The organism is Alphaproteobacteria bacterium, assembly GCA_019635875.1.
In the GTDB taxonomy this organism is placed as follows: domain Bacteria; phylum Pseudomonadota; class Alphaproteobacteria; order Reyranellales; family Reyranellaceae; genus JAFAZJ01.
Map to the genome: position 1 here is coordinate 1,011,570 of JAHBYP010000001.1, position 23,330 is coordinate 1,034,899.

Annotated in this window: 24 protein-coding genes; 18 read left to right on the top strand and 6 right to left on the bottom strand. The window is 68.9% G+C overall.

The window, feature by feature from the left end; genetic code table 11:
- Nucleotides 1-73 precede the first annotated feature (73 nt).
- The 4 genes from KF889_05110 to KF889_05125 are packed head-to-tail and all read left to right on the top strand — an operon-like array spanning nt 74 to nt 4,004.
- A complete protein-coding gene (locus KF889_05110) occupies nt 74-1,435 on the top strand; it encodes a glutamate--cysteine ligase (protein ID MBX3498803.1) in 1,362 nt (453 codons plus the stop codon).
- A gap of 25 nt (nt 1,436-1,460) precedes the next feature.
- On the top strand, nt 1,461-2,435 hold the full coding sequence (locus KF889_05115; protein ID MBX3498804.1) for an FkbM family methyltransferase: 975 nt from the start codon (nt 1,461-1,463) through the stop codon (nt 2,433-2,435).
- A gap of 7 nt (nt 2,436-2,442) precedes the next feature.
- Nucleotides 2,443-3,126 (top strand): hypothetical protein, encoded by a 684-nt coding sequence (locus tag KF889_05120; GenBank protein MBX3498805.1) that lies wholly within the window; start codon nt 2,443-2,445, stop codon nt 3,124-3,126.
- Between the two features lie 20 nt (nt 3,127-3,146).
- Nucleotides 3,147-4,004, top strand: a complete 858-nt coding sequence (locus KF889_05125; GenBank protein MBX3498806.1) for a hypothetical protein — start codon at nt 3,147-3,149, stop codon at nt 4,002-4,004.
- Nucleotides 4,005-4,007: 3 nt separating this feature from the next.
- Here the strand turns inward: KF889_05125 and tldD are convergent, their stop codons facing one another.
- Nucleotides 4,008-5,441 (bottom strand): metalloprotease TldD, encoded by a 1,434-nt coding sequence (gene tldD, locus KF889_05130; GenBank protein ID MBX3498807.1) that lies wholly within the window; start codon nt 5,439-5,441, stop codon nt 4,008-4,010.
- A gap of 226 nt (nt 5,442-5,667) precedes the next feature.
- On the opposite strand from tldD, the gene coxB reads away from it, so the two are divergent.
- From coxB to KF889_05170, 8 genes are all read left to right on the top strand, one after another.
- Nucleotides 5,668-6,558, top strand: a complete 891-nt coding sequence (gene coxB / locus KF889_05135; GenBank protein MBX3498808.1) for a cytochrome c oxidase subunit II — start codon at nt 5,668-5,670, stop codon at nt 6,556-6,558.
- 43 nt (nt 6,559-6,601) lie between these two features.
- On the top strand, nt 6,602-8,251 hold the full coding sequence (gene ctaD / locus KF889_05140; protein ID MBX3498809.1) for a cytochrome c oxidase subunit I: 1,650 nt from the start codon (nt 6,602-6,604) through the stop codon (nt 8,249-8,251).
- 47 nt (nt 8,252-8,298) lie between these two features.
- Nucleotides 8,299-9,222, top strand: a complete 924-nt coding sequence (locus KF889_05145) for a heme o synthase (GenBank protein ID MBX3498810.1) — start codon at nt 8,299-8,301, stop codon at nt 9,220-9,222.
- A gap of 10 nt (nt 9,223-9,232) precedes the next feature.
- On the top strand, nt 9,233-9,412 hold the full coding sequence (locus tag KF889_05150) for a hypothetical protein (protein MBX3498811.1): 180 nt from the start codon (nt 9,233-9,235) through the stop codon (nt 9,410-9,412).
- A gap of 44 nt (nt 9,413-9,456) precedes the next feature.
- A complete protein-coding gene (locus tag KF889_05155; protein ID MBX3498812.1) occupies nt 9,457-10,011 on the top strand; it encodes a cytochrome c oxidase assembly protein in 555 nt (184 codons plus the stop codon).
- 1 nt (nt 10,012) lies between these two features.
- Entirely contained in the window at nt 10,013-10,885 is an 873-nt protein-coding gene (locus KF889_05160) for a cytochrome c oxidase subunit 3 (protein MBX3498813.1), read from the top strand.
- A 97-nt stretch (nt 10,886-10,982) separates the two neighbouring features.
- Nucleotides 10,983-11,357: a DUF983 domain-containing protein gene (locus KF889_05165; GenBank protein ID MBX3498814.1), complete on the top strand. Its 375-nt coding sequence runs from the start codon at nt 10,983-10,985 to the stop codon at nt 11,355-11,357.
- Nucleotides 11,354-12,115, top strand: a complete 762-nt coding sequence (locus KF889_05170) for an SURF1 family protein (GenBank protein ID MBX3498815.1) — start codon at nt 11,354-11,356, stop codon at nt 12,113-12,115. The genes KF889_05165 and KF889_05170 overlap by 4 nt, the downstream gene beginning before the upstream one ends.
- A gap of 40 nt (nt 12,116-12,155) precedes the next feature.
- On the opposite strand, the gene KF889_05175 is transcribed toward KF889_05170, so the two are convergent.
- From KF889_05175 to KF889_05195, 5 genes are read right to left on the bottom strand one after another with little or no spacing between them, the layout of a single operon-like run.
- Nucleotides 12,156-13,118, bottom strand: a complete 963-nt coding sequence (locus KF889_05175; protein ID MBX3498816.1) for an ATP-binding cassette domain-containing protein — start codon at nt 13,116-13,118, stop codon at nt 12,156-12,158.
- The gene (locus KF889_05180) at nt 13,115-14,086 is read right to left on the bottom strand and encodes an ABC transporter ATP-binding protein (protein MBX3498817.1); all 972 of its coding nucleotides are present in this window, start codon (nt 14,084-14,086) and stop codon (nt 13,115-13,117) included. Before KF889_05180 ends, KF889_05175 begins: the two co-directional genes overlap by 4 nt.
- Nucleotides 14,087-14,091: 5 nt before the next feature.
- Nucleotides 14,092-15,021, bottom strand: a complete 930-nt coding sequence (locus KF889_05185; GenBank protein ID MBX3498818.1) for an ABC transporter permease — start codon at nt 15,019-15,021, stop codon at nt 14,092-14,094.
- Entirely contained in the window at nt 15,014-15,967 is a 954-nt protein-coding gene (locus KF889_05190) for an ABC transporter permease (GenBank protein ID MBX3498819.1), read from the bottom strand. The genes KF889_05185 and KF889_05190 overlap by 8 nt, the downstream gene beginning before the upstream one ends.
- Before the next feature lie 31 nt (nt 15,968-15,998).
- Entirely contained in the window at nt 15,999-17,534 is a 1,536-nt protein-coding gene (locus KF889_05195) for a hypothetical protein (protein MBX3498820.1), read from the bottom strand.
- A gap of 189 nt (nt 17,535-17,723) precedes the next feature.
- Here KF889_05195 and KF889_05200 point away from each other — a divergent pair, with 189 nt between their 5' ends.
- The 6 genes from KF889_05200 to KF889_05225 all read left to right on the top strand — a co-directional run bounded on the left by KF889_05200 (nt 17,724) and on the right by KF889_05225 (nt 23,302).
- Nucleotides 17,724-19,223: a carboxypeptidase M32 gene (locus KF889_05200; protein MBX3498821.1), complete on the top strand. Its 1,500-nt coding sequence runs from the start codon at nt 17,724-17,726 to the stop codon at nt 19,221-19,223.
- 37 nt (nt 19,224-19,260) lie between these two features.
- On the top strand, nt 19,261-19,605 hold the full coding sequence (locus KF889_05205; protein MBX3498822.1) for a hypothetical protein: 345 nt from the start codon (nt 19,261-19,263) through the stop codon (nt 19,603-19,605).
- Between the two features lie 107 nt (nt 19,606-19,712).
- On the top strand, nt 19,713-19,970 hold the full coding sequence (locus KF889_05210) for a DUF1272 domain-containing protein (GenBank protein ID MBX3498823.1): 258 nt from the start codon (nt 19,713-19,715) through the stop codon (nt 19,968-19,970).
- A complete protein-coding gene (locus KF889_05215) occupies nt 19,939-20,577 on the top strand; it encodes a class I SAM-dependent methyltransferase (protein ID MBX3498824.1) in 639 nt (212 codons plus the stop codon). Before KF889_05210 ends, KF889_05215 begins: the two co-directional genes overlap by 32 nt.
- Before the next feature lie 53 nt (nt 20,578-20,630).
- Nucleotides 20,631-22,043: a threonine synthase gene (locus KF889_05220; GenBank protein MBX3498825.1), complete on the top strand. Its 1,413-nt coding sequence runs from the start codon at nt 20,631-20,633 to the stop codon at nt 22,041-22,043.
- Nucleotides 22,040-23,302, top strand: a complete 1,263-nt coding sequence (locus KF889_05225) for an insulinase family protein (GenBank protein MBX3498826.1) — start codon at nt 22,040-22,042, stop codon at nt 23,300-23,302. The genes KF889_05220 and KF889_05225 overlap by 4 nt, the downstream gene beginning before the upstream one ends.
- The last annotated feature ends 28 nt before the right edge of the window (nt 23,303-23,330 follow it).

Here is a 23,330-nt window from a genome sequence, read left to right on the forward strand (position 1 = left end):
CGTCGTCGACCACGACAACACCAACACGTCGGCAGGCGCGACCAAACGCGACGCCGGCAGGGGGAAGCACCTTATGTCGGCACCGCCCAGTGGCGGAGGCGCGCCCATCACGGACCGCCGCCAGCTCGTCGAGTATTTCGAGTCCGGCTGCAAGCCCGCCGAGCGCTGGCGCGCCGGCACCGAGCACGAGAAATTCGGTTTCGTGCGCGCCACCCGCGCACCGCTGCGTTACGAAGGCGGCGTCAAGGCGATGCTCGACGGCCTGGCCGACCGCTTCGGCTGGGAGCGCGCGCTGGAGAACGGCAAGGTCATCGCGCTCACCCGCGGCGCCGCCAACATCACGCTCGAGCCGGGCGGCCAGCTCGAGCTGAGCGGCGCGCCGCTCGCCACCGTGCACGAATGCGCCGCCGAGACCGACAACCATCTCGACGAGGTCCGGGCGGTCGCCGGGCCGCTCGGCGCCGGCTTCACCGGGCAGGGCTTCACGCCGACCTGGCGGCGCGAGGATTTCGACTGGATGCCCAAGGGCCGCTACAAGATCATGCGGTCCTACATGCCCAGGAAGGGCACGATGGGCCTCGACATGATGCTGCGCACCTGCACGGTGCAGACCAATGTCGATTACGGCTCGGAAGCCGACATGGTGAAGAAGTTCCGCGTGTCGCTGGCGCTGCAGCCGCTGGCCACCGCGCTGTACGCCAACTCGCCCTTCGTCGAATCGCACGACACCGGCTTCCAGAGCCGGCGCAGCCACGTCTGGACCGACACCGATCCCGACCGCTGCGGCATGCTGCCCTTCGTCTTCGAGGACGGTTTCGGCTTCGAGCGCTACACCGACTACATCCTCGGCGTGCCGATGTATTTCGTCTATCGCGACGGCAGGTACATCGACGTCAGCGGCAAGTCGTTCCGCGATTTCATGGCCGGCCGCCTGCACAACGACGTCGGCGACATCGCCCGCGTCACCGACTGGAGCGATCATGTCACCACCGCCTTCCCCGAGGTCAGGCTGAAGCGCTACCTCGAGATGCGGGGCTGTGACTCAGGCCCGCGCGACATGATCGTGGCGCTGCCGGCGCTGTGGATGGGTCTGCTCTACGACGCCTCGGCGCTCGACGCGGCGTGGGACCTGGTGAAGGGCTGGACCGTCGTCGAGCAGCAGTCTTTGCGCGACCAGTCCCCGCGCGAAGGCCTGAAGACGGTCATGAGCGGCCACACGCTGCTGACGCTCGCGCGCGAGGTGCTGAAGATCGCTGAGTCCGGCCTGAAGGCGCGGGCGAGGCTCGATGCGCAGGGTCGCGACGAGACGATGTACCTCGATCCGCTCAGGCGCATCGCCGACAGCGGCATCACACTGGCCGACGAGAAGCGCACCCGTCTGTCCGAGTCGCTGAAGGGCGACTACGGCGCGCTGTACGAGGCCTATTCCTATTAGCATGCGGCCGCTGCTCGGCGCGGAGATGGCGGGACGAGCCGGCAGCCGCTACAGTCCGCCGACACGGGACAGCGACGGGCCGGGAATGGGTGTCGAGCAGGATGTCGGACTGACGCCGGAAGAAACCTCGTTTGGCGCGCACGCTTCCGCCGCGGCACCGCCATCCGGCGCGCTGCCCTACCGCTCCAGGCGCTGCCGGCACGGCACCTTCATCTACAACACGCGCGACCGCTTCATCGGCCGCAGCCTCGACCTTTACGGCGAGTACGCCGAGCTCGAGCTGCAGCTGCTGCTGCGCCTGATCAAGCCGGGCGACATCGTGGTCGACGCCGGCGCCAGTATCGGCGCGTTCAGCGTGCCGATGGCGCGGCGCGTCGGGCCGGACGGTTGGGTGCTGGCGGCCGAGCCGCAGCGCCTGGTGCACCAGATGCTGTGCGCCAACGTCGCCGTCAACGGCCTGGCCAACGTCGTGGCGCATTGGTGCGGGCTGGGCGCGGCACCGGGCGAGGCCGTCGTGCCGCCGCTCGACCACGGCCAGGAGCACAATTACGGCGGCATCGGCCTGCGCGCCGGCGGCGCCGGCGAGCGCGTGCCCGTGGTGAGTGTCGATTCGCTCGACCTGCCGGGCTGCGCGCTGATCAAGGTCGACGTCGAGGGCATGGAGCTCGACGTGCTGCGCGGCGCGGCCGATACCATTCGCCGTCGTCAGCCGCGGCTCTTCGTCGAGAACAACGGCACCGAGCGCTCGCCGCCGCTGATCGGCTGGCTGCTGGAGCAAGGCTACCGGCTCTATTGGCACGTGACGCCGCTGTTCAATCCGCGCAACTTCGCCAATGCCGCCGAGGATGCCTTTGCCAACCTGAACGCGACCAACATGCTCTGCCTGCCGCCGCGCGACACGTCCGAGGTGCGCGGCCTGCGCGCTGTCAGCGGCCCAGAGGACACCGCGCTCGAATCGCAGCGCCGCCGCCGCGAGGCGGCCGCGGCTGCGCGATCGTAGGCGTACGATGCGGCGCGCGACGTTCCTCTTCCTCGTCATGCTGCTGGCGGCGCCGGGTGCGCGCGCCCAGCTCGACCCGGTGCCGCCGCCGGAGCGTTGGCGCGATTACGACGGCGGCTCGGACAACTTCACCATCCGCGTGCCGGGCATCGTGCAGAAGCGGCCATGGAGCGACGGCGGTTTCCCTGCGGTGCACTACCTGACCGGCAGCGTCGAGGAGGCGTTCAGCGTAACCGTCGTGTTCTATCCTCCCTCGATCCGCGGCAGCGCCGGCGCGCCCCTGATCGCGCAGCGGTTCGCCACCCTGATGCTGGCGCGCACCAGCGCCGACAAGCCGACGCGCAATGAGCCCGATACCTGCGGTGGCGACGCGCCGGGTCACGTGGTCGAAGCGCCGCTGCCCGACGAGCTCGACTATTTCGCGCGCGTCTGCGTCACGGCCGAGACCGTCTACAAGATCGAGGCGGTGGTGAACCGCGAGAAGCTGCCGGCGGTGCTGCCGCACGTGCGCGCCTTCGTCGACTCGTTCCGCACCCGCGCACGCCTGGCGCCGGCCGCGGTCGTTCCGGCACCGCCATCGGCGCCGGCCGCGGCACCGGCGCTGGAACCGCCGAAGCCGGCCGAGCCGCCGCCACCACCGCCCGCGTTGGCGCCGAAGGTGACCGTGCCGATGCCGTCGCTGACCAAATAGCGCGAGACGAGGGAACGACCATGCTGGATCGCTGCGATCGGGTGCAGGTCGCGGTCGCCGACCGCAAGGCGGTGGCCGGGCGCTACCACCGGCTGCTGGGCGCCGAGATCACGCGCGAGGACCGCAGCGCCCATCTTGGCGCGCATCGGCTGGTGCTGGCGGTGGGCGAGAGCGAGATCGAGCTCTGCGAGCCCGACGGCGCCGGCCGCACGCATGATTTCCTGTCGAAGTGGGGCGAGTCGATCATGACCGCCGGCTATTCGACGGTGGACGTCGTCGCGCTGGCGCGCCGCCTCGACGGGCTGGGCGTGTCCCATACCTATGACGGTCCGCAGCTGCATCTTGGACCACCGCACACGCCGGGCTTCCCGATGGTGATCACGCCCAGCACCTATCGCGTGCGCGTCGGCCTGGCCTCGTTCCTCTACGAGACCACCAGCGTGCTGGTCACCGACTGGCGTCAGGCGGCGGCCGCCTTCACCAGCCTGTTCGACCTCGACCCGACGCGCTTCTCGAAGATCGGCTCAAAGCGCTTCGGCTACGAGGGCACGCTGACCCTGTTCGATCCGCCCAACCGGCTTGATCGCATCGAACTGTCGCAGGTCACCGGCCCCGACAGCGCCATGGCGCGCTTCACCAGGCGGCGCGGTGGCGACGGGCTCTACATGGCGTACATCGAGACGCACGACTGGCCGGGCATCCGCGCGCGGCTGCTGGAAAGCGGCGCGAAATGGACGTCGCGCGGCAAGGACGCCGTCAGCGAAGCCGATGGCGGCTGGATCCATCCCCGCGAGCTGGGCGGCCTGCTGCTGGGAGTCTCCCGCACCGGCCAGGCGTGGGAGTGGTCGGGCCGGAAGGACCTGGTCCCGCCGGCCTGAGGCTCAGGTGGCGGTGCCGCCCACGGTCAGGCCGTCGAGCCTGAGCGTCGGCTGGCCGACGCCCACCGGCACGCCCTGGCCGTCCTTGCCGCAGGTGCCGACGCCGAGATCCATCTCCAGGTCGTTGCCGACCATGCCGATCTTCAGGAGCGCCTCGCTGCCCGAGCCGATCAGGGTGGCGCCCTTGACGGGGGCGGCCACCTTGCCGTTCTCGATCAGGTAGGCCTCGGTGCAGCTGAAGACGAACTTGCCGTTGGTGATGTCGACCTGGCCGCCGCCGAAATTCACCGCGTACAGGCCGCGCTTCACCGACGCCATGATCTCCTGCGGATCCCTGTCGCCGGCCAGCATGATGGTGTTGGTCATGCGCGGCATCGGGCTGTGAGCATGGCTCTGGCGCCGTCCGTTTCCGGTGGGCGCCACGCCCATCAACCGCGCGTTCATCCGGTCCTGCATCAGGCCGACCAGCTTGCCGTCCTCGATCAGCACCGTGCGCTGGCTGGGCGTGCCCTCGTCGTCGACGGTGAGCGAGCCGCGCCGGTCGCGCATCGTGCCGTCGTCGACCACGGTGACGCCGGGCGAGGCAATGCGCTGGTTCATCAGATGGGTGAAGACCGAGGTCTTGCGGCGATGGAAGTCGCCCTCCAGGCCGTGCCCGATGGCTTCGTGCCAGAGGATGCCCGACCAGCCCGAACCCAGCACCACGGGCATCTCGCCGGCCGGCGCGTCGACCGACTGGAGGTTGACCAGCGCCTGGCGGATCGCCTCGTCGGTCTGCTTCTTCCAGTACTCGGGCTCGAACAGACCGCTGTAGCCGATGCGCCCGCCCGAGCCGGACGAGCCGCTTTCCATGCGGTCGCCCTTGCCGGCAACCACCGACACGTTGAGCCGCACCATCGGCCGCACGTCGGCGACCTTCCTGCCGTCGGCACGCACGATCTCGATCACCTGCCAGGAGGCGGCGATCGAGGCCGAGACCTGCTTCAGCAGAGGCTCCTTGCCGCGGGCATAGGCGTCGATCTCCTCCAAGAGCTTCACCTTGCGCTCGAAGGCGATGCCGTCGAGCGGGTTGGCGTCGGTGTAGAGGATCGAATTGGTGCCGCGCGGCCCCTCGGCTGCCGTGCCGCCCTTGCCGCTGGCCACGGCGCGCACGGTGGCGGCGGCGCGCTTGAGCGCCTGCTCGTCCAGGGACGAGGCATGGGCATAGCCCACCGTCTCGCCCTTCACGGCGCGCAGGCCGAAGCCCTGGGACACGTCGAACGAGGCGCTTTTCAGCTTGCCGTCGTCCCAGGCCAGCATCTCGCTCTGGGCATACTCAAGAAACAGCTCGCCATCGTCGGTCCCAGCCAGCGCCTCGCGCACGATGCGCTCGGTGCGGCCCTCGTCGAGGCCGGCGCGCTTGAAGAACAGGTCGTTGGCGGTGGCGAGATGGGACATGGGCACTCCGCAGGCTCAGGCCTGAACATAGGTGTTCGGCGGCGCCAAATCCATGCCGGCCCGACGGGCGCCAACCGGCTGACGCTGCGGGGCTTTTCGCCTGCCGGAGTGCGGCAGGCGGACGCATCGCGGCGGTGGGCGAATTGGAGTGACCGGGCTTTACGTCCTCTGCTAGATACCGCCATCATCCGCGTGGATATTGCGGCAAGCGGCAAGGAGTGGGGGCATGGGTTCGAACAGCGGCGCGTCGATCGTGAGCCGCCTGCGGACGCTGGCGGCGGCCGGCTCCGCTCTCGTCGTGTCCTCCGGCATGGCTGCCGCCCAGGATCAGGAATTCGTCGACCTGCCGCACTACGGCCAGATGAACCTCCATCATCCGGTCACCGAGATCATGGACAAGCTGGTCGACCTGCATAACCTGCTGCTGGTGATCATCTCGGTCATCACGGTCTTCGTGCTGGCCCTGCTGGTCTACGTGATGGTGCGCTTCCGCGCCTCGCGCAATCCGGTGCCCTCGCAGGTGACCCACAACACGCTGCTTGAGGTGGCGTGGACGGTGGTGCCGATCATCATCCTGATCATCATCGCGATTCCGTCCTTCAAGCTGCTCTACTTCATGGACCGCACGGAGGAGCCGGGCCTGACCGTCAAGATCACCGGCATGCAGTGGAACTGGAAGTACGAGTATCCCGACCACAAGATCGAGTTCGAGGCCTTCATGGTGAAGGACGCCGACTGGGCCAAGCTGTCGGACGCCGAGAAGGTCAGGCGGCCGCGTCTGCTGGCGGTCGACAACGAGATGGTCGTGCCGGTCAACACCAACGTGCGCTTCTACGTCACCTCGACCGACGTGATGCACTCGTGGGCGGTGCCGGCCTTCGGCGTCAAGCATGACGCCATAATCGGCCGCCTGAACCAGGGCTGGTTCAACGTGCGCAAGGAAGGCCTGTACTACGGCCAGTGCTCGCAGATCTGCGGCAAGGACCACGCCTTCATGCCGATCGCGGTGCGCGTCGTCTCGAAGGCCGAGTTCGACAAGTGGCTGGAGACCAAGAAGCAGGCCGCCATCCCGGCGCCGGGCGGTACCGCCCTCGCTGGCGCCGTGCCGGCGCGCTGACGCTGCCGGCCCACAACAGACGCGTAGACGGAAGGAAGTCGCCATGGCCACCCACGCCGCGCACGGCGCCCCACACGACGCCCATGGGCACCACGACCACACGCCCGGGTTCTTCACGCGCTGGTTCCTGTCGACCAACCACAAGGACATCGGCACGCTCTACCTGGTGTTCGCGGTCTTCGCCGGCCTGATCGGCGGCGCGCTGTCGGTCTACATGCGGCTGGAGCTGATGCAGCCCGGCGTCCAGTTCATGACCAATGCCGACGGCACGCCCAATGGCCAGATGTGGAACAACGTCGTCACGGCGCACGGCCTGATCATGGTGTTCTTCGTCGTCATGCCGGCGCTGATCGGCGGCTTCGGCAACTGGTTCGTGCCGATCATGATCGGCGCGCCCGACATGGCCTTCCCGCGCATGAACAACATCTCGTTCTGGCTGACGGTGGCCGGCTTCATCATGCTGGTCTGCTCGCTTGTCGTCGGCGCCAACCCTGGCGTCGGTACCGGCTGGACGATCTATCCGCCGCTCAGCTCCAAGATCGGCCATCCCGGCCCGTCGATGGACTTCGCGATCTTCTCGCTGCACCTCGCCGGTGCCGCATCGATCCTCGGCGCCGCCAACTTCATCACCACCATCTTCAACATGCGCGCGCCGGGCATGACGCTGCACCGCATGCCGCTGTTCGCCTGGGCGATCCTGGTCACGGCGTTCCTGCTGCTGCTGGCGCTGCCGGTTCTCGCCGGCGCCATCACCATGCTGCTGACCGACCGCAACTTCGGCACCAGCTTCTTCGATCCCGCCGGCGGCGGCGATCCGATGCTGTTCCTGCACCTCTTCTGGTTCTTCGGCCACCCCGAGGTGTACATCATGATCCTGCCGGCCTTCGGGATCGTGAGCCACATCATCTCGACATTCTCGCGCAAGCCGGTGTTCGGCTATCTCGGCATGGCCTACGCCATGGTCGCCATCGGCGTCGTCGGCTTCGTCGTGTGGGCGCACCACATGTACACGGTCGGCATGGACGTCGACACGCGTGCCTATTTCGTGGCCGCGACCATGGTCATTGCGGTGCCGACCGGCGTGAAGATCTTCTCGTGGATCGCCACCATGTGGGGCGGCTCGATCAAGTTCGAGATTCCCTTCCTGTGGGCGGTCGGCCTGATCTTCCTGTTCACCGTGGGCGGCGTCACCGGCGTCGTGCTGGCCAATGCCGGCGTCGACATCGCGCTGCACAACACCTATTACGTCATCGCCCACTTCCACTACGTGCTGTCGCTCGGAGCGGTGTTCGGCATCTTCGCCGGCTACTACTACTGGATCGGCAAGATGTGCGGGAAGCAGTACAACGAGTTCTGGGCGCAGGTGCATTTCTGGGGAACGTTCATCGGCGTGAACCTGACGTTCTTCCCGATGCACTTCTCGGGATTGGCCGGCATGCCGCGCCACTACATCGACTACCCCGATGCCTTCGAGCTGTGGAACTGGGTCTCCTCGATCGGCGCCTTCATCGGCTTCGGCGCGACGCTGATCTGGTTCGTCTCGGCGATCCACACGGTCTTCTTCAGCAAGAACAAGGTCGGCGCCAATTACTGGGGCGAGGGCGCCACGACCCTGGAGTGGACCGTCCCGTCACCGCCCGCCTTCCACACCTTCGACGAGTTGCCGAAGGTCGAACCCGCGGCGCATCACTGAGGCTATCCGGGGGCGCTGCGGCGCCCCCTGAACCGTAACGGCAAACGATGACCGATCTGTCCGCGACCACGCTGCACGACACCGGCGCCACCGCCGCGCGGTCCCCGTCGCGCGTGGCCGACTACGTCGCGCTGCTGAAGCCCAGGGTGATGTCGCTGGTGGTCTTCACCGGCATGGTCGGTCTGTGGCTGGCGCCGGGACACATCAACCCGGTGCTGGGTGCCGTGGCCATCCTGGCGATCGCGCTGGGCGCCGGCGCCTCGGGCGCGATCAACATGTGGTACGACCGCGACATCGATGCAGTCATGACCCGCACGCGCAACCGGCCGATCCCCGCCGGTGCCGTCGCGCCCGACGATGCCCTGGGCTTCGGCGTGCTGCTGTCGATCTTCTCCGTGGCGCTGATGACGGTGGCGACCAACGCCGTCGCCGGCGGAATGCTGGCGCTCACCATCCTGTTCTACGTGTTCGTCTACACGGTGTGGCTGAAGCGGCGCACGCCGCACAACATCGTCATCGGCGGCGCCGCCGGCGCCTTCCCGCCGATGATCGGCTGGGCGGCGGTCAGCGGCGACGTGTCGTGGGCCAGCGTCTCGCTGTTCCTGCTGATCTTCTTCTGGACCCCGCCGCATTTCTGGGCGCTGTCGCTGTACTGCGACGACGACTACCGCCGCGCCCGCGTGCCGATGCTGCCGGTGGTCGCCGGCGTGCGCCACACCAGGCTGCAGATGCTGGCCTATTGCCTGCTGCTCTTGCCGGTCGGCCTGCTGCCGACGCTGACCGGCGCGGTGAGCTGGGGCTACGGGGCCTACTCGCTGGTCGCCGGCGTCGTGTTCGTCGGCCACGCGCTGCGCGTGCTGCGCGCGCCCGAGGGCGACGTGAGCACGGCGCGCTCGATGTTCCGCTATTCGCTGGGCTATCTCTTCCTGCTGTTCGTGGCCATGGTCGCGGACCGGCTGGCCTTCGGTTGAGGGCGGGAGCATGGCGATGGCGGCCCCCGATCCGCGCAAACCCTATCTCAGCGAGCGCCACGTCCAGCAGCGCGGCAAGAACCGCGTCGTGCTCGGCGTGATCATCGGCATCTGCCTGCTGTTCTTCGTCATCACCATCATCAAGTTCGGCGGCGCCGGCGTGCTGCCGGGCAGCGGAGGCTTCAAGTGAGCGCCGCGAACGATCTCGCGCGGCGCAACCGGCGCGTCGGCCTGATGGTCGCGACGGGCGCCGCCGCCATGCTCGGCCTGGCCTTCGCCTCGGTGCCGCTCTACGAGCTGTTCTGCAGGGTCACCGGCTTCGGCGGCACCACCCAGGTGGCGACCTCGGCGCCCGATCGCGTGCTGGAGCGCACGATGCGCGTGCGCTTCGACGCCAGCATGGACGGCAACCTGCCGTGGAAGTTCGAGCCGCTGCAGCGCGAGGTCACGGTGCGGCTGGGCGAGGAGAAGCTGGTCTTCTACCGTGCCACCAACGTCTCGCAACGTCCGATCGTCGGCACCTCGACCTACAACGTGTTGCCCGATATCGCCGGCCAGTGGTTCAACAAGATCCAGTGCTTCTGCTTCACCGAGCAACTGCTGATGCCGGGTCAGAGCATAGAGATGCCGGTGGTGTTCTTCGTCGATCCCGACATGGCGAAGGAACGCCGCTACGACGGCGTCAGCACGATCACCTTGTCCTATACGTTCTTCGAGGCGCGCACCGACAAGGCGCGCGACATCCTGAGCCGGCTACCGGCCGCTGCTGATGTAAAAAGGGGTGGGTAAGATGGCCGCAGAAGCCCAGAAGCATCCGTATCACCTGGTCGATCCCAGCATCTGGCCGCTGGTCGGCACCGTGGGCGGCATCGCGCTGGCGTTCGGCGGCGTCATGTTCATGCATCCGGACATCTTCGGCCAGGGATCCGCCGCCAGCATCAAGGCGCTGGGTGCCTGGAAGATCGCGCCCGGGCTGGCGCTGATCTTCATCACCATGTGGTTCTGGTGGCGCGACGTGATCCGCGAATCGCGCGTCAACCACACGCCTGTTGTGCAACTCGGCCTGCGCTACGGCATGATCCTGTTCATCTGCTCGGAAGTGTTCTTCTTCCTCGCCTTCTTCTGGGCTTTCTTTGACGCCTCGCTGTTCCCCGGCGCCGAGAACATGCCGGGCCGCACCAAGGTCACCGGCGGTATCTGGCCGCCCCAGGGCGTGCTGCCGTTCGACCCGTTCGACCTGCCGCTGATCAACACGCTGATCCTGCTGCTTTCGGGCACCACGGTGACCTGGGCGCACCACGCGATCCTCGAGGGCGACCAGAAGAACGCGGTGCGCGGCCTGCTGCTGACCGTTGTGCTGGGCATTTTCTTCACCGCCGTGCAGGCCTACGAGTACGCCCACGCCGCCTTCGGCTTCCGCGACGGCATCTACTCCTCGACCTTCTACCTGGCGACCGGCTTCCACGGCTTCCATGTGCTGGTCGGCACGATCTTCCTGATCGTCTGCCTGTTCCGGGCGATGGCCAACCATTTCAAGCCCGAGCAGCATTTCGGCTTCGAGGCGGCTGCCTGGTACTGGCACTTCGTCGACGTGGTCTGGCTGTTCCTGTTCTTCGCCATCTACTGGTGGGGACTGGGCAAGGCGATCCCGGCGGCGCACTGACGCGCCGCGCTATCGGCAACGCGACGACGCCGGCCGCGAGGCCGGCGTCGTTTTCATTTCTGCCTTCTCCCTCGGGGGGAAGTGTAGGAGGAACCAGATGTCCGACGACTGGCCACCATTGTCGCCTCTCTCGACCGGCCTTGCCGGGCGCTGCCCGCGCTGCGGCAAGGGCGGCCTGTTCGACGGCGTCCTGAAGATTCGCGATGCCTGTCCCGAATGCGGCCTCGACCTGCGCGGCCACGATGCCGGCGACGGCCCGGCGGTGTTCGTGATCCTCGGCCTGGGCGCGGTGATGATGGGCCTGGTGCTGTGGGTCGAGTTCCGCTTCGAGCCGCCGGTCTGGGTGCATCTCGTGCTGTGGACGCCGCTGGTGATCGCGCTGACCATCCTGCCGCTGCGGCTGATCAAGGGCGTCCTTGTGGCGCAGCAGTACCACCACCGCTCGACGGCGGGCGAGGATGGCCCTACATGAGCCTCATGCGCGATTTCAAGCCGTCCCTTTGGCCCACGATCTTCAGCGTCCCGGCCTTCCTGATCATGCTCGGGCTCGGCGTCTGGCAGCTGCAGCGCATGGAGTGGAAGAACGACCTGATCGCGCGCCTGCAGAGCCGCATGACCATGGCGCCGCTCGATGTGGCCGGGGTCGGCGCCGATCCGAAGGCCGCCGAGTACCGCAAGGTCCGGCTCACCGGCACCTTCCTGCACGACAAGGAACTGCACCTGCTGGCGCGCAGCCTGAACCGCAACGTCGGCCTGCAGATCGTCACCCCGCTGCGCCTGGAGTCGGGCGAGGTCGTGCTGTTCAACCGCGGCTGGATACCGGAGCGCCTGAAGGATCCGGCGCAGCGCGCGGCCGGTCAGGTGCCCGGCGTGGTCACCGTCGAGGGTGTCGTGCGCCTGAGCGAAGCCGGCCTGCAGAGCTGGTTCGTCCCCGAGAACAAGCCCGAGCGCAATGTCTGGCTGACCATGGATGTCGCCACGATGCGGCGAGCCGCGGGTCTCGCCGAGGCGCCGTCCGTGAAGGCCGATGCCTGGTTCGTCGCCGCCGATGCCGCGGCCAACCCCGGCGGCTTCCCGATCGGCGGCCAGACGCGGGTCAACCTGCCTAACGACCACCTGCAGTACTCGATCACCTGGTTCCTGCTGGCGCTGACCCTGGTCGGCGTCTACATCGCCTACCATTGGCGCCGCGGCCGACCCACGCCGCCGCCGGTGCCGGAACGTGGGTGAGAATCGCTGCCTCGTGGCGGCAGCGCGATCGTGTCGCCGCTCAGGCGGTCAGCGGGAAGTGGCACGCCACCTGGTGGCCTGGCGCGATCTCGGTCGGCTCCGGCACCTCGGCGGCGCAGCGGGCCTCGGCCCGCGGACAGCGTGTGCGAAAGCGGCAGCCGCTCGGCGGGGCCATCGGTGAGGGCAGGTCGGAGGCGGTGAGCCTGACCTGCTTGACCGGCTGCGTCGGATCCGGCACCGGAATCGCGCTCAGCAGCGCAGCCGTGTAGGGGTGCGCCGGAGCCCGGTACAGCGCCTCGGACGGCGCCAGCTCGCAGATCCGGCCGAGATACATCACCGCGACCCGGTCGGAGACGTTCTTCACCACAGCCAGATCGTGCGAGATGAACAGCATGGTGAGCCCCATGCGCGCCTTCATCTCGCGCAGGAGGTTGAGGATCTGCGCCTGCACCGAGACATCGAGCGCCGATACCGGCTCGTCGCAGATCAGCAGCGACGGTTCCAGGATCAGCGCCCGGGCGATCGAGATGCGCTGGCATTGCCCGCCGGAGAACTCGTGCGGCCGGCGATCGAGCGCCAGCGCCGGCTCCAGGCCGACCGCCTCGAGCATCGCCGCGACCCGCGGGCCGATCTCCGGTTTTGGCAGCAGGCGGTTCACGCGCAGCGGCGCGGCGACGATGTCGGCGACATCGTGGCGCGGATTGAGCGAGGCGATCGGGTCCTGGAAGATCATCTGCAGCTTGGGCCGCAGGCGGCGCAGCGCCGCTCCCGATTGCCGCGCAAGGTCGGTGCCCTCGAACCACACCTCGCCGCCGGTCGGCGGCGGCAGCTGCATCAGGGCGCGCGCCGCCGACGACTTGCCGCAGCCGGACTCGCCGACCAGTCCCAGCGTCTCGCCGCGAAGGATGTCGAAGCTGATGCCGGAGACGGCATGCACGGTGCGTCCGTCCGGCACGCCGAACTCGACGGTGAGCTCGCGTACGCTGAGCAGCGGCGCGGTCACGACGCAGCCCCGAGCGGGTGCCAGCAGGCGAAGGCATGCCCATCGCCGGTCAGCGCCGGCGCCCGCTGGCGGCAATCGTCGGCGGCGTAGCGGCAGCGCGGAGCGAAACGGCAGCCGGGCGGCGGGTCGATCAGCTCCGGCGGCCGCCCGGCGATGGTCTCGAGCGGCGTGTGCGGCGGATCGGCGAGGCGCGGGATCGAGCGCAGCAGCGCCTCGGTGTAGGGCATGCGGGTGTCGGCGAACAGCGTCGTCGTCGCGGCGCGCTCGACGATGCGCCCGGCATACATCACCGCCACCTCGTCGGTATGGCCGGCGACGACGCCGAGATCGTGGGTGATCAGGATCATGGCCATGTGGCGCTCGCGCTGCTGGCGTGCAAGCAGGTCGAGGATCTCGGCCTGCACGGTCACGTCGAGCGCCGTGGTCGGCTCGTCGGCGATCAGCAGGGCGGGCTCGCAGCTGATGGCGATGGCGATGGCGACGCGCTGGCGCATGCCGCCCGAAAGCTGGTGCGGGTAGTGGTCGACGCGCCGGGCCGGCTCCGGGATGCCCACCGCGGTGCACAGCTCGACGGCGCGATCGCGCGCGGCGCGTCGGGTCAATCCCATGTGCCAGGTCAGCGACTCGACGATCTGCGCGCCGCAGGTCATCACCGGGTTCAGCGACGTCATCGGATCCTGGAAGATCATCGCCATGTGGCGGCCACGCACCTGGCGCAGCTGGCGCTCGGAGAGGCGGCGCAGGTCGCGGCCGTCGAACAGCACGCGGCTGTCGGGCGGCACCTGGGCGTTGGACGGCAGCAGGCTCATGATGGTGCGCGACAGCACCGACTTGCCGCAGCCGCTCTCGCCGACGATGCCCAGGGTCCGTCCGCGCTCGAGCGAGAAGGAGACGCCGTCGACCGCCCGCACCCGGCCGCGTGGCGTATGGAAGTGCGTGTGCAGGTCTTCGACCGCGAGCAGCGGCATGGAACTCACAGCCTGCTCTCGCGGGGATCGATCAGGCTGCGCAAGCGGTCGCCGATCAGGTTGAAGGACAGCACCGTGAGGCACATCGCGGCCGCCGGGATCATGGTGACGTGCGGCGCCTGGTCGAGCAGCTCGCGGCCTTCCTCGATCATCGTGCCCCAGCTCGGCGTCGGCGGCGGCACCGACAGGCCGAGGAAGCTCAGCGTGCCCTCGGCGACGATCAGGACGGCGACCAGAAGCATGGCGAAGACCAGCAGCGGCATCAGCACGTTGGGCACGATCTCGCGCACCAGGATATAGAGGTCGGAGGCGCCCATCGCCTTGGCCGCGAGCACGAACTCCCGGCCCGCCAGGCTGAGCGTATTGGCGCGCGCGACGCGGGCCGAGGCCGGCACGGACAGGAAGCCGAGCGCGAGGATCAGGTTCAAGAGCGACGGGCCGAGGTAGAAGGTGATCGCCAGCAGCAGCACCAGCGCCGGGAAGGCCAGGATGATGTCCATCGCGGCCACCACCGCGCCCTCGACCCGGCCACGATAGTAGCCGGCGAGCACGCCGAGCGCGCCGCCGACCAGCAGGCCGATCAGCGGCGACAGCAGGCCGATCAGCAGCGAGACGCGGGCGCCGTGCACCAGCCTCGAGAGAATGTCGCGGCCGAGATTGTCGGTGCCGAGCAGGTAGCGGAACTCGCTGAACTCGGTTTCGCCGGAGAGCTCGATCTCGCCGACCGTGCCGGGCATCGCCGCCCGGTTGATGAAGTCGATGGTCTCGGGTGCCGGCATCGGCCAGAAGTCCGCGGTCGCCGCGCCGAACGCGACCAGGCCGATCCAGAACACCGGCAACCAGAAGCGCAGTCCGAGGCCCCGGCGGCGTCGACGGCGCACGGCCAGCCCCTCGGCCTCGCCGCTGGCGATCCGGTCGATGGCCGCCTCAACCATCGCGCCCGCCCACCCGGATGCGCGGGTCGAGGAAGCTGTAGGTCAGGTCGACCAGGAAGTTGATCACCACGTAGGCGACGGCGATGAACAGGATGCAGCCCTGGACCACCACGTAGTCGCGGCTGAAGATCCCCGTCAGGAGCAGCCGGCCGATGCCGGGCAGGGCGAAGATCGACTCGATGATCAGCGTGCCGCCGATCAGCGCACCGATCTGCAGGCCGAGAATCGTGATCAGGCTGAACGACGACGGCCGCAGCGCATGGCGCAACAGGATGCGCCAGGCTGGCAGGCCCTTGGCCCGGGCCATGGCGATGAAATCCTCCTGCAGCGTCATGATCATGTCGTTGCGCAGCAGCCGCATCAGCGTCACCCATTCGATCAGCGCGATCGACAGCGCCGGCAGGGCGAAGGTGCGCAGATTGCCCCACAGGCTCTCGGACAGCGGCACGTAGCCGGTCGCCGGCAGCCAGCCGAGCCGCAGCGCGACGGTGAAGATCAGCACCAGCGCCATGACGAAGGGAGGGATCGAGATCATGGCGAAGCCGGCCAGGGTGACGGCGTTGTCGATCCAGCGGTTCTGCCGGTAGGCGCACAGCACGCCGAGCGGCACCGCCAGCGCCACGGCGATCACCTGCGCCAGCACCATCAGCTCGATGGTCACCGGCAGGCGACCGAGGATCGCCTCGCCGACCGGTTCCGAGGTACGCAGCGAGATGCCGAGGTCGCCCTGCGCCAGCGCCGCCAGCCAGTCGCCGTAGCGCACCAGGATCGGCCGATCGAGGCCGAGCTGCTGGCGCACCGCCTCGACCTCGGCCGGGCTCGCCGTGTCGCCGACGATCAGATAGGCGATGTCGCCCGGCAGCAGGGCCACGAGCAGGAAGGTCAATGTCGTCACCGCGGCGACGACAAAGACCAGCCTGAGCAGCTTGCGGCCCAGATAGCGCATGCGCGGGTGCGGCCTCGGCCTGCCGGGGCGGCTATTCGAACCAGGCGAACCGAACGTCCACGATGCCCTGGTACAGCGGCCTCAGTCCCTTGAGGTTCTTCTTGGCGATGGCGTTGTGGGTGCGCCCCGATGCCCACAGGATCGGCGCATCCTGGTTCATCTTGCGCACCACTGCGCACATCGTCGTCTTGCGCGCCTCCGGCGTCGCAGCGGTGCGCATGGCGAGCAGCAGCTTGTCCATCTCCTCGTTCTTGTAGTGCGCCAGGTTGTACGGGCTCTTCGAGTGGAGCAGCGCGAAGAGCTGCGGGCCGATGTCGCCGGCGTCGGCGATGCGCCAGCCGGCCATCTGATAGTCGTTCTTGAACACGGTGCCGACGAAGGCGAGCTGGTCCATCGGCTTCAGCTTGACGGTGATGCCGGCGCGCTTGGCCAGCTGCTGCCACAGCAGGCCGTACTCGCGACCGCGCTGCGTCGCGGTGTGCATCAGCTCGACCTCGATCGGCTTGCCGATCTCGCCGACCAGCTTCCTGGCGTCGGCGAACTTGCCATCGCCGAGATAGCCGGCATCGCACTTGCCTTCGTCGTTGAAGCCGGTCCGGGTGACCACCTGCGTGTTCTGCAGCTGCGATTCGACGTAGTACTTCTGGTCCCACACCATGCTGAGTGCGCGGCGCACGCGCACATCGTCGAGCGGCGGCTTGGAGTTGTTGAGGAAGAGGATGCCGCCGCCCTCGCCGTTGCGGCTGTACACCGTCAGCTTCGGATCGCTCCTCGCCTGGACGATGGAATGGCCACGGTCGGTCCAGGTGACGTCGATCTCGCCGGACTGCAGCGCGGCGAAGCGGGTCTGCTGGTCGGGCAACAGCTTGAAGACGATCTGGTCGAAGTGGACCTTGGCGTCCTTGTTCCAGTAGTTCGGGTTGCGCTCGACGACCACCTTGTCGCCGCCGCGCCACTCCTTGAAGCGGTACGGGCCGGTGCCGACCGGATGGCGATTCATGGTGTCGGCGGCGACCGCCTTGGCTGACGGGACGAAGCAGCACAGGGCGAAGGCCGACAGGCCGTCGCGCATCGGCAGCCAGCGGTGCCTCAGGTTGAGCCGCACGGTGTGGTCGTCGACCTTCACCGCCTCCTTGATCGGTGCAATGAACTGCAGGCCGACATACTTGCTGGCCGGATCGAGGATGCGGTTGTAGTGCGTGACCACGTCGTCGGCGGTGAAGTCGCTGCCGTCGTGGAACTTGACGCCCTTGCGCAACTTGAAGGTGTAGGAGAGGCCGTCTTCCGCCTCGGTCATCGACTCGGCCAGTTCGCCGACCAGCTTGCCGTCGGCGTCATAGGACATCAGCCGGTCGACCATGGTCAGCATGACGGAGGCCGGCGCCTCGCCGAGCACCCGGCCCTTGACCGCGTCGAAGCCGGTCGGCTCCTGCTCGATGCCGACCGTCAGGACCTTGTCGGCCGCCTGGGCCGCTCCGGCCGTCAGCGCCGCCGCACCGGCCAGCAAGGCGCCGATCGTCACCACGCGACCGACTCGCACCACTCGAATCCAAGTGTTCAACATCATGGTCGTCCTCCCTGGTGTCCGCGGTCATGGCCCTGACCGTCGGTCTTGATTGGCGTCGATCATACGGTGCTTGTAGGGTCGACGCAAAGCCGCCACGGGCACTGACACAAAGGTGATGGTCGTTCAGCGACCGCCCCTGGCCCCAGCATCCTGGCCGGCAGGCGTGGTAGCGACTGAACCGGAGTGCCCATGACACCGTCGAATTCCTACACCCAGCTCGAAGCGCGCTTCCGGCGCCTGTCGCTGATCGGCGGGGCGCAGGCGATCCTCGGCTGGGATCGCTCGGTGATGATGCCGACCGGCAGCGCTGAAGACCGCGCCGAGCAATCCGCCGCGCTGGGCGTGATCGCGCACGAGCTGATCTCGGCGCCCGAGGTCGGCGATCTGCTGGCCTCGGCCGAGCAGCGCACGGCCGATCTCGACGCCTGGCAGCTCGCCAACCTGCGCGAGATGCGCCGGCAATGGGTGCACGGCACGGCGCTGACCGCCGATCTCGTCGAGCGGCGCACGCGGGCGATCTCGCGCGCCGAGATGGCGTGGCGCGAGGCCAAGGCCCGGAACGACTACGCCGCGCTGCTGCCGCACCTGCAGGCCGTGCTCGACGTCACGCGCGAGGCGGGGCAGGCGAAGGCGGCCAGGCTCGGCTGCTCGCTCTACGAGGCGCTGCTCGACGAGTACGAGCCCGATGGCCGCACGGCGCGCATCGATGCGCTGTTCGCCGATCTCGAGGCCTTCCTGCCGCCGCTGCTCGGCGAGGTGCTGGAGCGCCAGGCCGCGCGGCCGGCGCCGCTGCCGCTCGAAGGCCCGTTCCCGATCGAGACGCAGCGCGCGCTCGGCCTGGAGATGATGAAGGCGGTGGGCTTCGACTTCGCCCGCGGCCGCCTCGACGTCTCGGCGCATCCCTTCACCGGCGGCACGCCCGACGACGTGCGCATCACCACGCGCTACGACGAGGCCGACTTCGCCCGTGCCCTGATGGGCGTGCTGCACGAGACCGGCCACGCGATGTACGAGGCCGGCCTGCCGGCGCACTGGCGGCACCAGCCGGTGGGCGCCTCGCGCGGCATGGCGATCCACGAATCGCAGTCGCTGCTGCTGGAGATGCAGGCCTGCCGCGGCCGCGCCTTCATCGACTTCGCCGCCCCGCGCATGGCCGCCGCCTTCGGCGGCAAAGGCGCGGCGTGGAGCGCCGACAACATCCATCGGCTCTACACCGTGGTGAAGCCCGGCTTCATCCGCGTGGACGCCGACGAGGTGACGTATCCGCTGCACGTGATCCTGCGCTACCGGCTCGAGCGCGCGATGATCGCCGGCGACCTCAAGCTCGCCGACCTGCCCGGCGCGTGGAACGAGGGCATGGAGAAATCGCTGGGCGTGCGGCCCCCCACCGACACCCTGGGCTGCCTGCAGGACATCCACTGGCCCGACGGCGGCTGGGGCTATTTTCCAACCTACACCATGGGCGCGCTGGCCGCGGCCCAGCTGTTCGCCGCCGCCCGGGCGGCCGATCCCGACATCGAGCCCGGCCTGGCGCGCGGCGACTTCGCGCCGCTCTACCGCTGGCTGCGCGAAACCGTGCACAGCCAGGGCTCGCTGCTGTCGACCGATGCACTGCTGGAACAGGCCACAGGCGCGCCGCTGGGCACGGCGGCGTTCAAGGCGCATCTGAAGACGCGGTATCTGCCTTAGCGGCGTTCACTTCTTTCCCTGAACGCTGCGGTCAGGTTTGGCTTTCAACGTCACCGGCGTGGTCGGCCCGCTCGGCCGCCGCACGACGTTCACCTACGCCAACGGCATCGACCTGCTCGCCGTCAGCCAGATCACCGAGGGCGGCTTCGCCACGGTGCTGGGTCAGTACACCTACAACTACCTGCACCGGCCGCTGACGTACACCGACGCGGCGGGCGGCCGATCCCGACATCGAGCCCGGCCTGGCGCGCGGCGACTTCGCGCCGCTCTATCGCTGGCTGTGCGACCGTGCACAACCAGAGCGCGCTGCTGTCGACCGACGCGCTGCTCGAGCAGGCGACCGGCAGCCCGCTGGGCACAGCGGCATTCAAGACGCATCTGAAGGCGCGGTACCTGCCTTAGTGGCCGAATCCGACACGCGTAGGGGTGGAAATCGCCAGCGCCGTCGGGCTGGGTTACGCTACCGGCATCGACAATCCGGAGACCGCCATGCTCGACCTGCGACCGAATTGCGAGTGCTGCGACAAGGACCTGCCCAACGGCGCGCCCGACGCGCTGATCTGCACCTTCGAGTGCACCTTCTGCGTGGCCTGCGCCGAGGCGCGGCTGGGCGGGCGCTGCCCGAATTGCGGCGGCGACCTGGTGAAGCGGCCGACGCGGCCGGCCGACAGGCTCGGCCGCTTTCCGGCCTCGACCCGGCGGGTGAGGAAGGACCATGCCGGCTGCCTCGACCGTGCCGCCGCCTGAGCGGCCGCGCCGCGTCAGTGGCACCGAAGGCTATGGCGAGACGGCCGCGACGCTCGTCGGGCCATATGAAACCATAGCATTCGAGGACGTGCATGCCGACGTGCTGCACCTGTTTCCGGCCGCGCCGCGCGCCGTGCTCGACATCGGCGCCGGCACCGGCCGGGACGCGGCGGCGCTGGCCAGGCGGGGCTACGACGTCACCGCCGTCGAGCCGACGCCGGAGCTGCGCGACCATGGCAAACCATTGCATGCCGACGTGCCGATCGCCTGGATCGACGACGCGCTACCCGACCTCGACGTCGTGCATGCGCTTCGCCGGCAGTTCGACCTCATCCTGCTGACGGCGGTCTGGATGCACCTCGACCCGGCGCAGCGCCGGCGCGCCATGCCCCGGGTGGCGAGCCTGCTGGCGCCCGGCGGCGTGATGCCGATGCGGCTGCGGCACGGGCCGGTGCCCGCCGGCCGGCGCATGTTCGACGTCTCGATCGAGGAGACCGCCGGGCTGGCCGGGGCCAGCGGGCTCAGCACCATCCATCGCGGCCGGCGCCCGGGCCTGCACGGCGTGCCCGGCGTGCACTGGAGCGTCGTGGTCTTCCGCCGGGATTGACCGCCTTGCCCGCTCCTGCCCCCGCCGTTATGGTCCGCGCCCTCATGTCCGATATCCGTTACATCAGCACGCGCGGCGGCTCGCAGAACATGGCCGAGCGGCTCACCTTCGAGGAGGTGATGCTCTCGGGCCTGGCGCGCGACGGCGGCCTCTATCTGCCCGAGAGCTGGCCGGCCTTCACCGCCGAGGATCTCGCGGCCTATCGCACCATGCCCTATGCCGACATGGCCGCGCGCATCGTCGCGCCCTTCGTCGGCACTGCCTTCTCGGCCGAGGAGCTGCTGCGCCTGTCGCGCGCCGCCTACGCCACCTTCGACCATCCCGAGGTGGTGCCGATCAAGCCGTTGGCGGTCGACAATCTGCACCTGATGGAGCTGTTCCACGGCCCGACGCTCGCCTTCAAGGACGTGGCGCTGCAGCTGCTCGGCCGCATGCTCGAGGAGATCCTGACCCGCTCGGGCAGGCGCGCGCGCATCGTCGGCGCGACCTCGGGCGACACCGGCTCGGCGGCGATCGAGGCGGTACGCGGCAGCCGGCGCGTCGACATCTTCATGCTGCATCCGCAGGGCCGCACCTCGGAGGTGCAGCGCCGGCAGATGACCACGGTGCTGTCGCCCAACGTGCACAACGTGGCGATCGACGGCACCTTCGACGACTGCCAGGATCTCGCCAAGGCCTGCTTCAACGATCTCGCCTTCCGCGACCATCACCGGCTCACGGCGGTGAACTCGATCAACTGGGCGCGGGTGATGGCGCAGATCGTCTACTACACCGCCGCCGCGGCGCGCCTGGGCTCGGCCGAGCGGCCGGTGTCGTTCTGCGTGCCGACGGGCAATTTCGGCAACATCTACGCCGCCTACGCCGCCAAGCAGATGGGTGCGCCGATCGGCCGGCTGATCATAGCAACCAATAGCAACGACATCCTGGCGCGCTTCATCGAGAGCGGCGCGCAGAGCATGGCCGCCGTCGAGGCGACGCTGTCGCCCAGCATGGACATTCAGGTGTCGAGCAATTTCGAGCGCCTGCTGTTCGACCTGTTCGACCGCGACGGCCGCGCGCTGGCCAAGGCGATGGCCGCGTTCCGCGCCACCGGCACGATGCGCGCCAGCGCCGCGCAGCTCCTGCGCGCGCGCGGCATCTTCGACGCCGGCCGCCTCGACGATGCCGGCACCTTGCGCGTCATCGCCGAGGCGCTGCGCGACACCGGCGAGCTGCTCGATCCGCACACCGCGATCGGCTACGCCGTGGCGCGCCAGAAGCGCGGCGATCCGTCCCTGCCGATGGTCGTGCTCGGCACCGCGCATCCCGCGAAGTTCCCCGACGCCGTCGAGAAAGCGGTGGGCAAGCGGCCGGAGCTGCCCGAGCGGCTGGCGGATCTCTACAAGCGTCCCGAACGTTGTACGGTGCTGGGCAACGACCTGCAGGCGCTGCAGCAGCTGATGGACACCACCCCGGTGCCGCGATGAGCGTCCGCCTCACCACGCTCGACAACGGATTGCGTGTCGTGACCGACACCATGGACTCGGTCGAGACCGTGGCGCTGGGCGTGTGGATCGCCGCCGGCGCGCGGCACGAGAGCGGGGAGCGCAACGGGCTGGCGCACATGCTCGAGCACATGGCGTTCAAGGGCACCAGGCGGCGCACCGCGCGCGGCATCGCCGAGGAGATCGAGACCGTCGGCGGCAGCCTCAACGCCTATACCGGCCGCGAGACCACGGCCTATCACGCCACCATCCTCAAGGAGGACGTGGCGCTGGCCGTCGACCTGATCGCCGACATTCTCCTCGATTCGACCTTCGTCGAGGAGGAGATGAGCCGCGAGCGCGGCGTGATCCTGCAGGAGATCGGCCAGGCGCACGACACGCCCGACGACATCATCTTCGATCGCTTCCAGGAGGTCGCGTTCCCCGGCCAGCCGCTCGGCCGGCCGGTGCTCGGAACCGAAAAGACGGTGACGGCGATCTCGCGCGAGGACCTCCTCGCCTGGCTCAGCACGCGCTATCACGGCGGGCGCATGGTGCTGTCGGCCGCCGGCGCGATCGAGCACGAGCGCTTCGTCGAGCTCGCGGCCAAGGCCTTCGCGCGCGTGCCGCGATCGGGCGGCGGCGTCCAGCCCGTGGCTGCGCAGTACATCGGCGGCGACCGCCGGGACGAAGACGAGCTGGAGCAGGTGCACCTGCTGATCGGCACCGAGGGCTTCTCGTATCACGACCCCGACCACCACGCGCTGGCGGTGTTCTCGACCCTGTTCGGCGGCGGCATGTCCTCGCGCCTGTTCCAGCGCATCCGCGAGGAGCGCGGGCTGGTCTACAGCATCTCGTCCTTCACCTCGTCCTATCGCGACGGCGGGCTGTTCGGCATCTACGCCGGCACCGGCGCGGAAAGCCTGGCCGAGCTGGTGCCGATGGTCTGCGCCGAGTTCACCACGATCGCCGATACGGTGCAGGACAGCGAGATCGCCCGTGCCCGCGCCCAGCTCAAGGCCGGCGTGCTGATGGCCCTGGAGTCGACCCATGCCCGCTGCGAGCAGGCGGCGCGGCATCTGTTGACCTATGACCGGGTGATTCCCGCGGCCGAGACCGTGGCGCGCATCGAGGCCGTCGACCGTGCCGCCGTGCAGCGGGTCGCCCGTCGGCTGCTGGCCGGCAAGCCCAGCGTCTGCGCTCTCGGGCCGGTCGGCGGGCTGGAGACCTACGACTCGATCACGGCTCGCCTGCGCGCGTAGCGGATCCGGGCCATGGGCAAAGATTGGA

Bases quoted from the DNA above. Each gene is read 5' to 3' on its own strand.
- ctaD (MBX3498809.1), top strand. From the start codon at position 6,602: ATGGCCACCCACGCCGCGCACGGCGCCCCACACGACGCCCATGGGCAC.
- KF889_05200 (MBX3498821.1), top strand. From the start codon at position 17,724: ATGACACCGTCGAATTCCTACACCCAGCTCGAAGCGCGCTTCCGGCGC.
- KF889_05125 (MBX3498806.1), top strand. From the start codon at position 3,147: ATGCTGGATCGCTGCGATCGGGTGCAGGTCGCGGTCGCCGACCGCAAG.
- KF889_05115 (MBX3498804.1), top strand. From the start codon at position 1,461: ATGGCGGGACGAGCCGGCAGCCGCTACAGTCCGCCGACACGGGACAGC.
- KF889_05215 (MBX3498824.1), top strand. From the start codon at position 19,939: ATGCCGGCTGCCTCGACCGTGCCGCCGCCTGAGCGGCCGCGCCGCGTC.
- KF889_05195 (MBX3498820.1), bottom strand. From the start codon at position 17,534: ATGATGTTGAACACTTGGATTCGAGTGGTGCGAGTCGGTCGCGTGGTG.
- KF889_05145 (MBX3498810.1), top strand. From the start codon at position 8,299: ATGACCGATCTGTCCGCGACCACGCTGCACGACACCGGCGCCACCGCC.
- coxB (MBX3498808.1), top strand. From the start codon at position 5,668: ATGGGTTCGAACAGCGGCGCGTCGATCGTGAGCCGCCTGCGGACGCTG.
- KF889_05150 (MBX3498811.1), top strand. From the start codon at position 9,233: ATGGCGATGGCGGCCCCCGATCCGCGCAAACCCTATCTCAGCGAGCGC.
- KF889_05225 (MBX3498826.1), top strand. From the start codon at position 22,040: ATGAGCGTCCGCCTCACCACGCTCGACAACGGATTGCGTGTCGTGACC.
- KF889_05185 (MBX3498818.1), bottom strand. From the start codon at position 15,021: ATGGTTGAGGCGGCCATCGACCGGATCGCCAGCGGCGAGGCCGAGGGG.
- KF889_05165 (MBX3498814.1), top strand. From the start codon at position 10,983: ATGTCCGACGACTGGCCACCATTGTCGCCTCTCTCGACCGGCCTTGCC.
- KF889_05160 (MBX3498813.1), top strand. From the start codon at position 10,013: ATGGCCGCAGAAGCCCAGAAGCATCCGTATCACCTGGTCGATCCCAGC.
- KF889_05180 (MBX3498817.1), bottom strand. From the start codon at position 14,086: ATGCCGCTGCTCGCGGTCGAAGACCTGCACACGCACTTCCATACGCCA.
- KF889_05190 (MBX3498819.1), bottom strand. From the start codon at position 15,967: ATGCGCTATCTGGGCCGCAAGCTGCTCAGGCTGGTCTTTGTCGTCGCC.
- tldD (MBX3498807.1), bottom strand. From the start codon at position 5,441: ATGTCCCATCTCGCCACCGCCAACGACCTGTTCTTCAAGCGCGCCGGC.
- KF889_05120 (MBX3498805.1), top strand. From the start codon at position 2,443: ATGCGGCGCGCGACGTTCCTCTTCCTCGTCATGCTGCTGGCGGCGCCG.
- KF889_05155 (MBX3498812.1), top strand. From the start codon at position 9,457: ATGGTCGCGACGGGCGCCGCCGCCATGCTCGGCCTGGCCTTCGCCTCG.
- KF889_05210 (MBX3498823.1), top strand. From the start codon at position 19,713: ATGCTCGACCTGCGACCGAATTGCGAGTGCTGCGACAAGGACCTGCCC.
- KF889_05170 (MBX3498815.1), top strand. From the start codon at position 11,354: ATGAGCCTCATGCGCGATTTCAAGCCGTCCCTTTGGCCCACGATCTTC.
- KF889_05110 (MBX3498803.1), top strand. From the start codon at position 74: ATGTCGGCACCGCCCAGTGGCGGAGGCGCGCCCATCACGGACCGCCGC.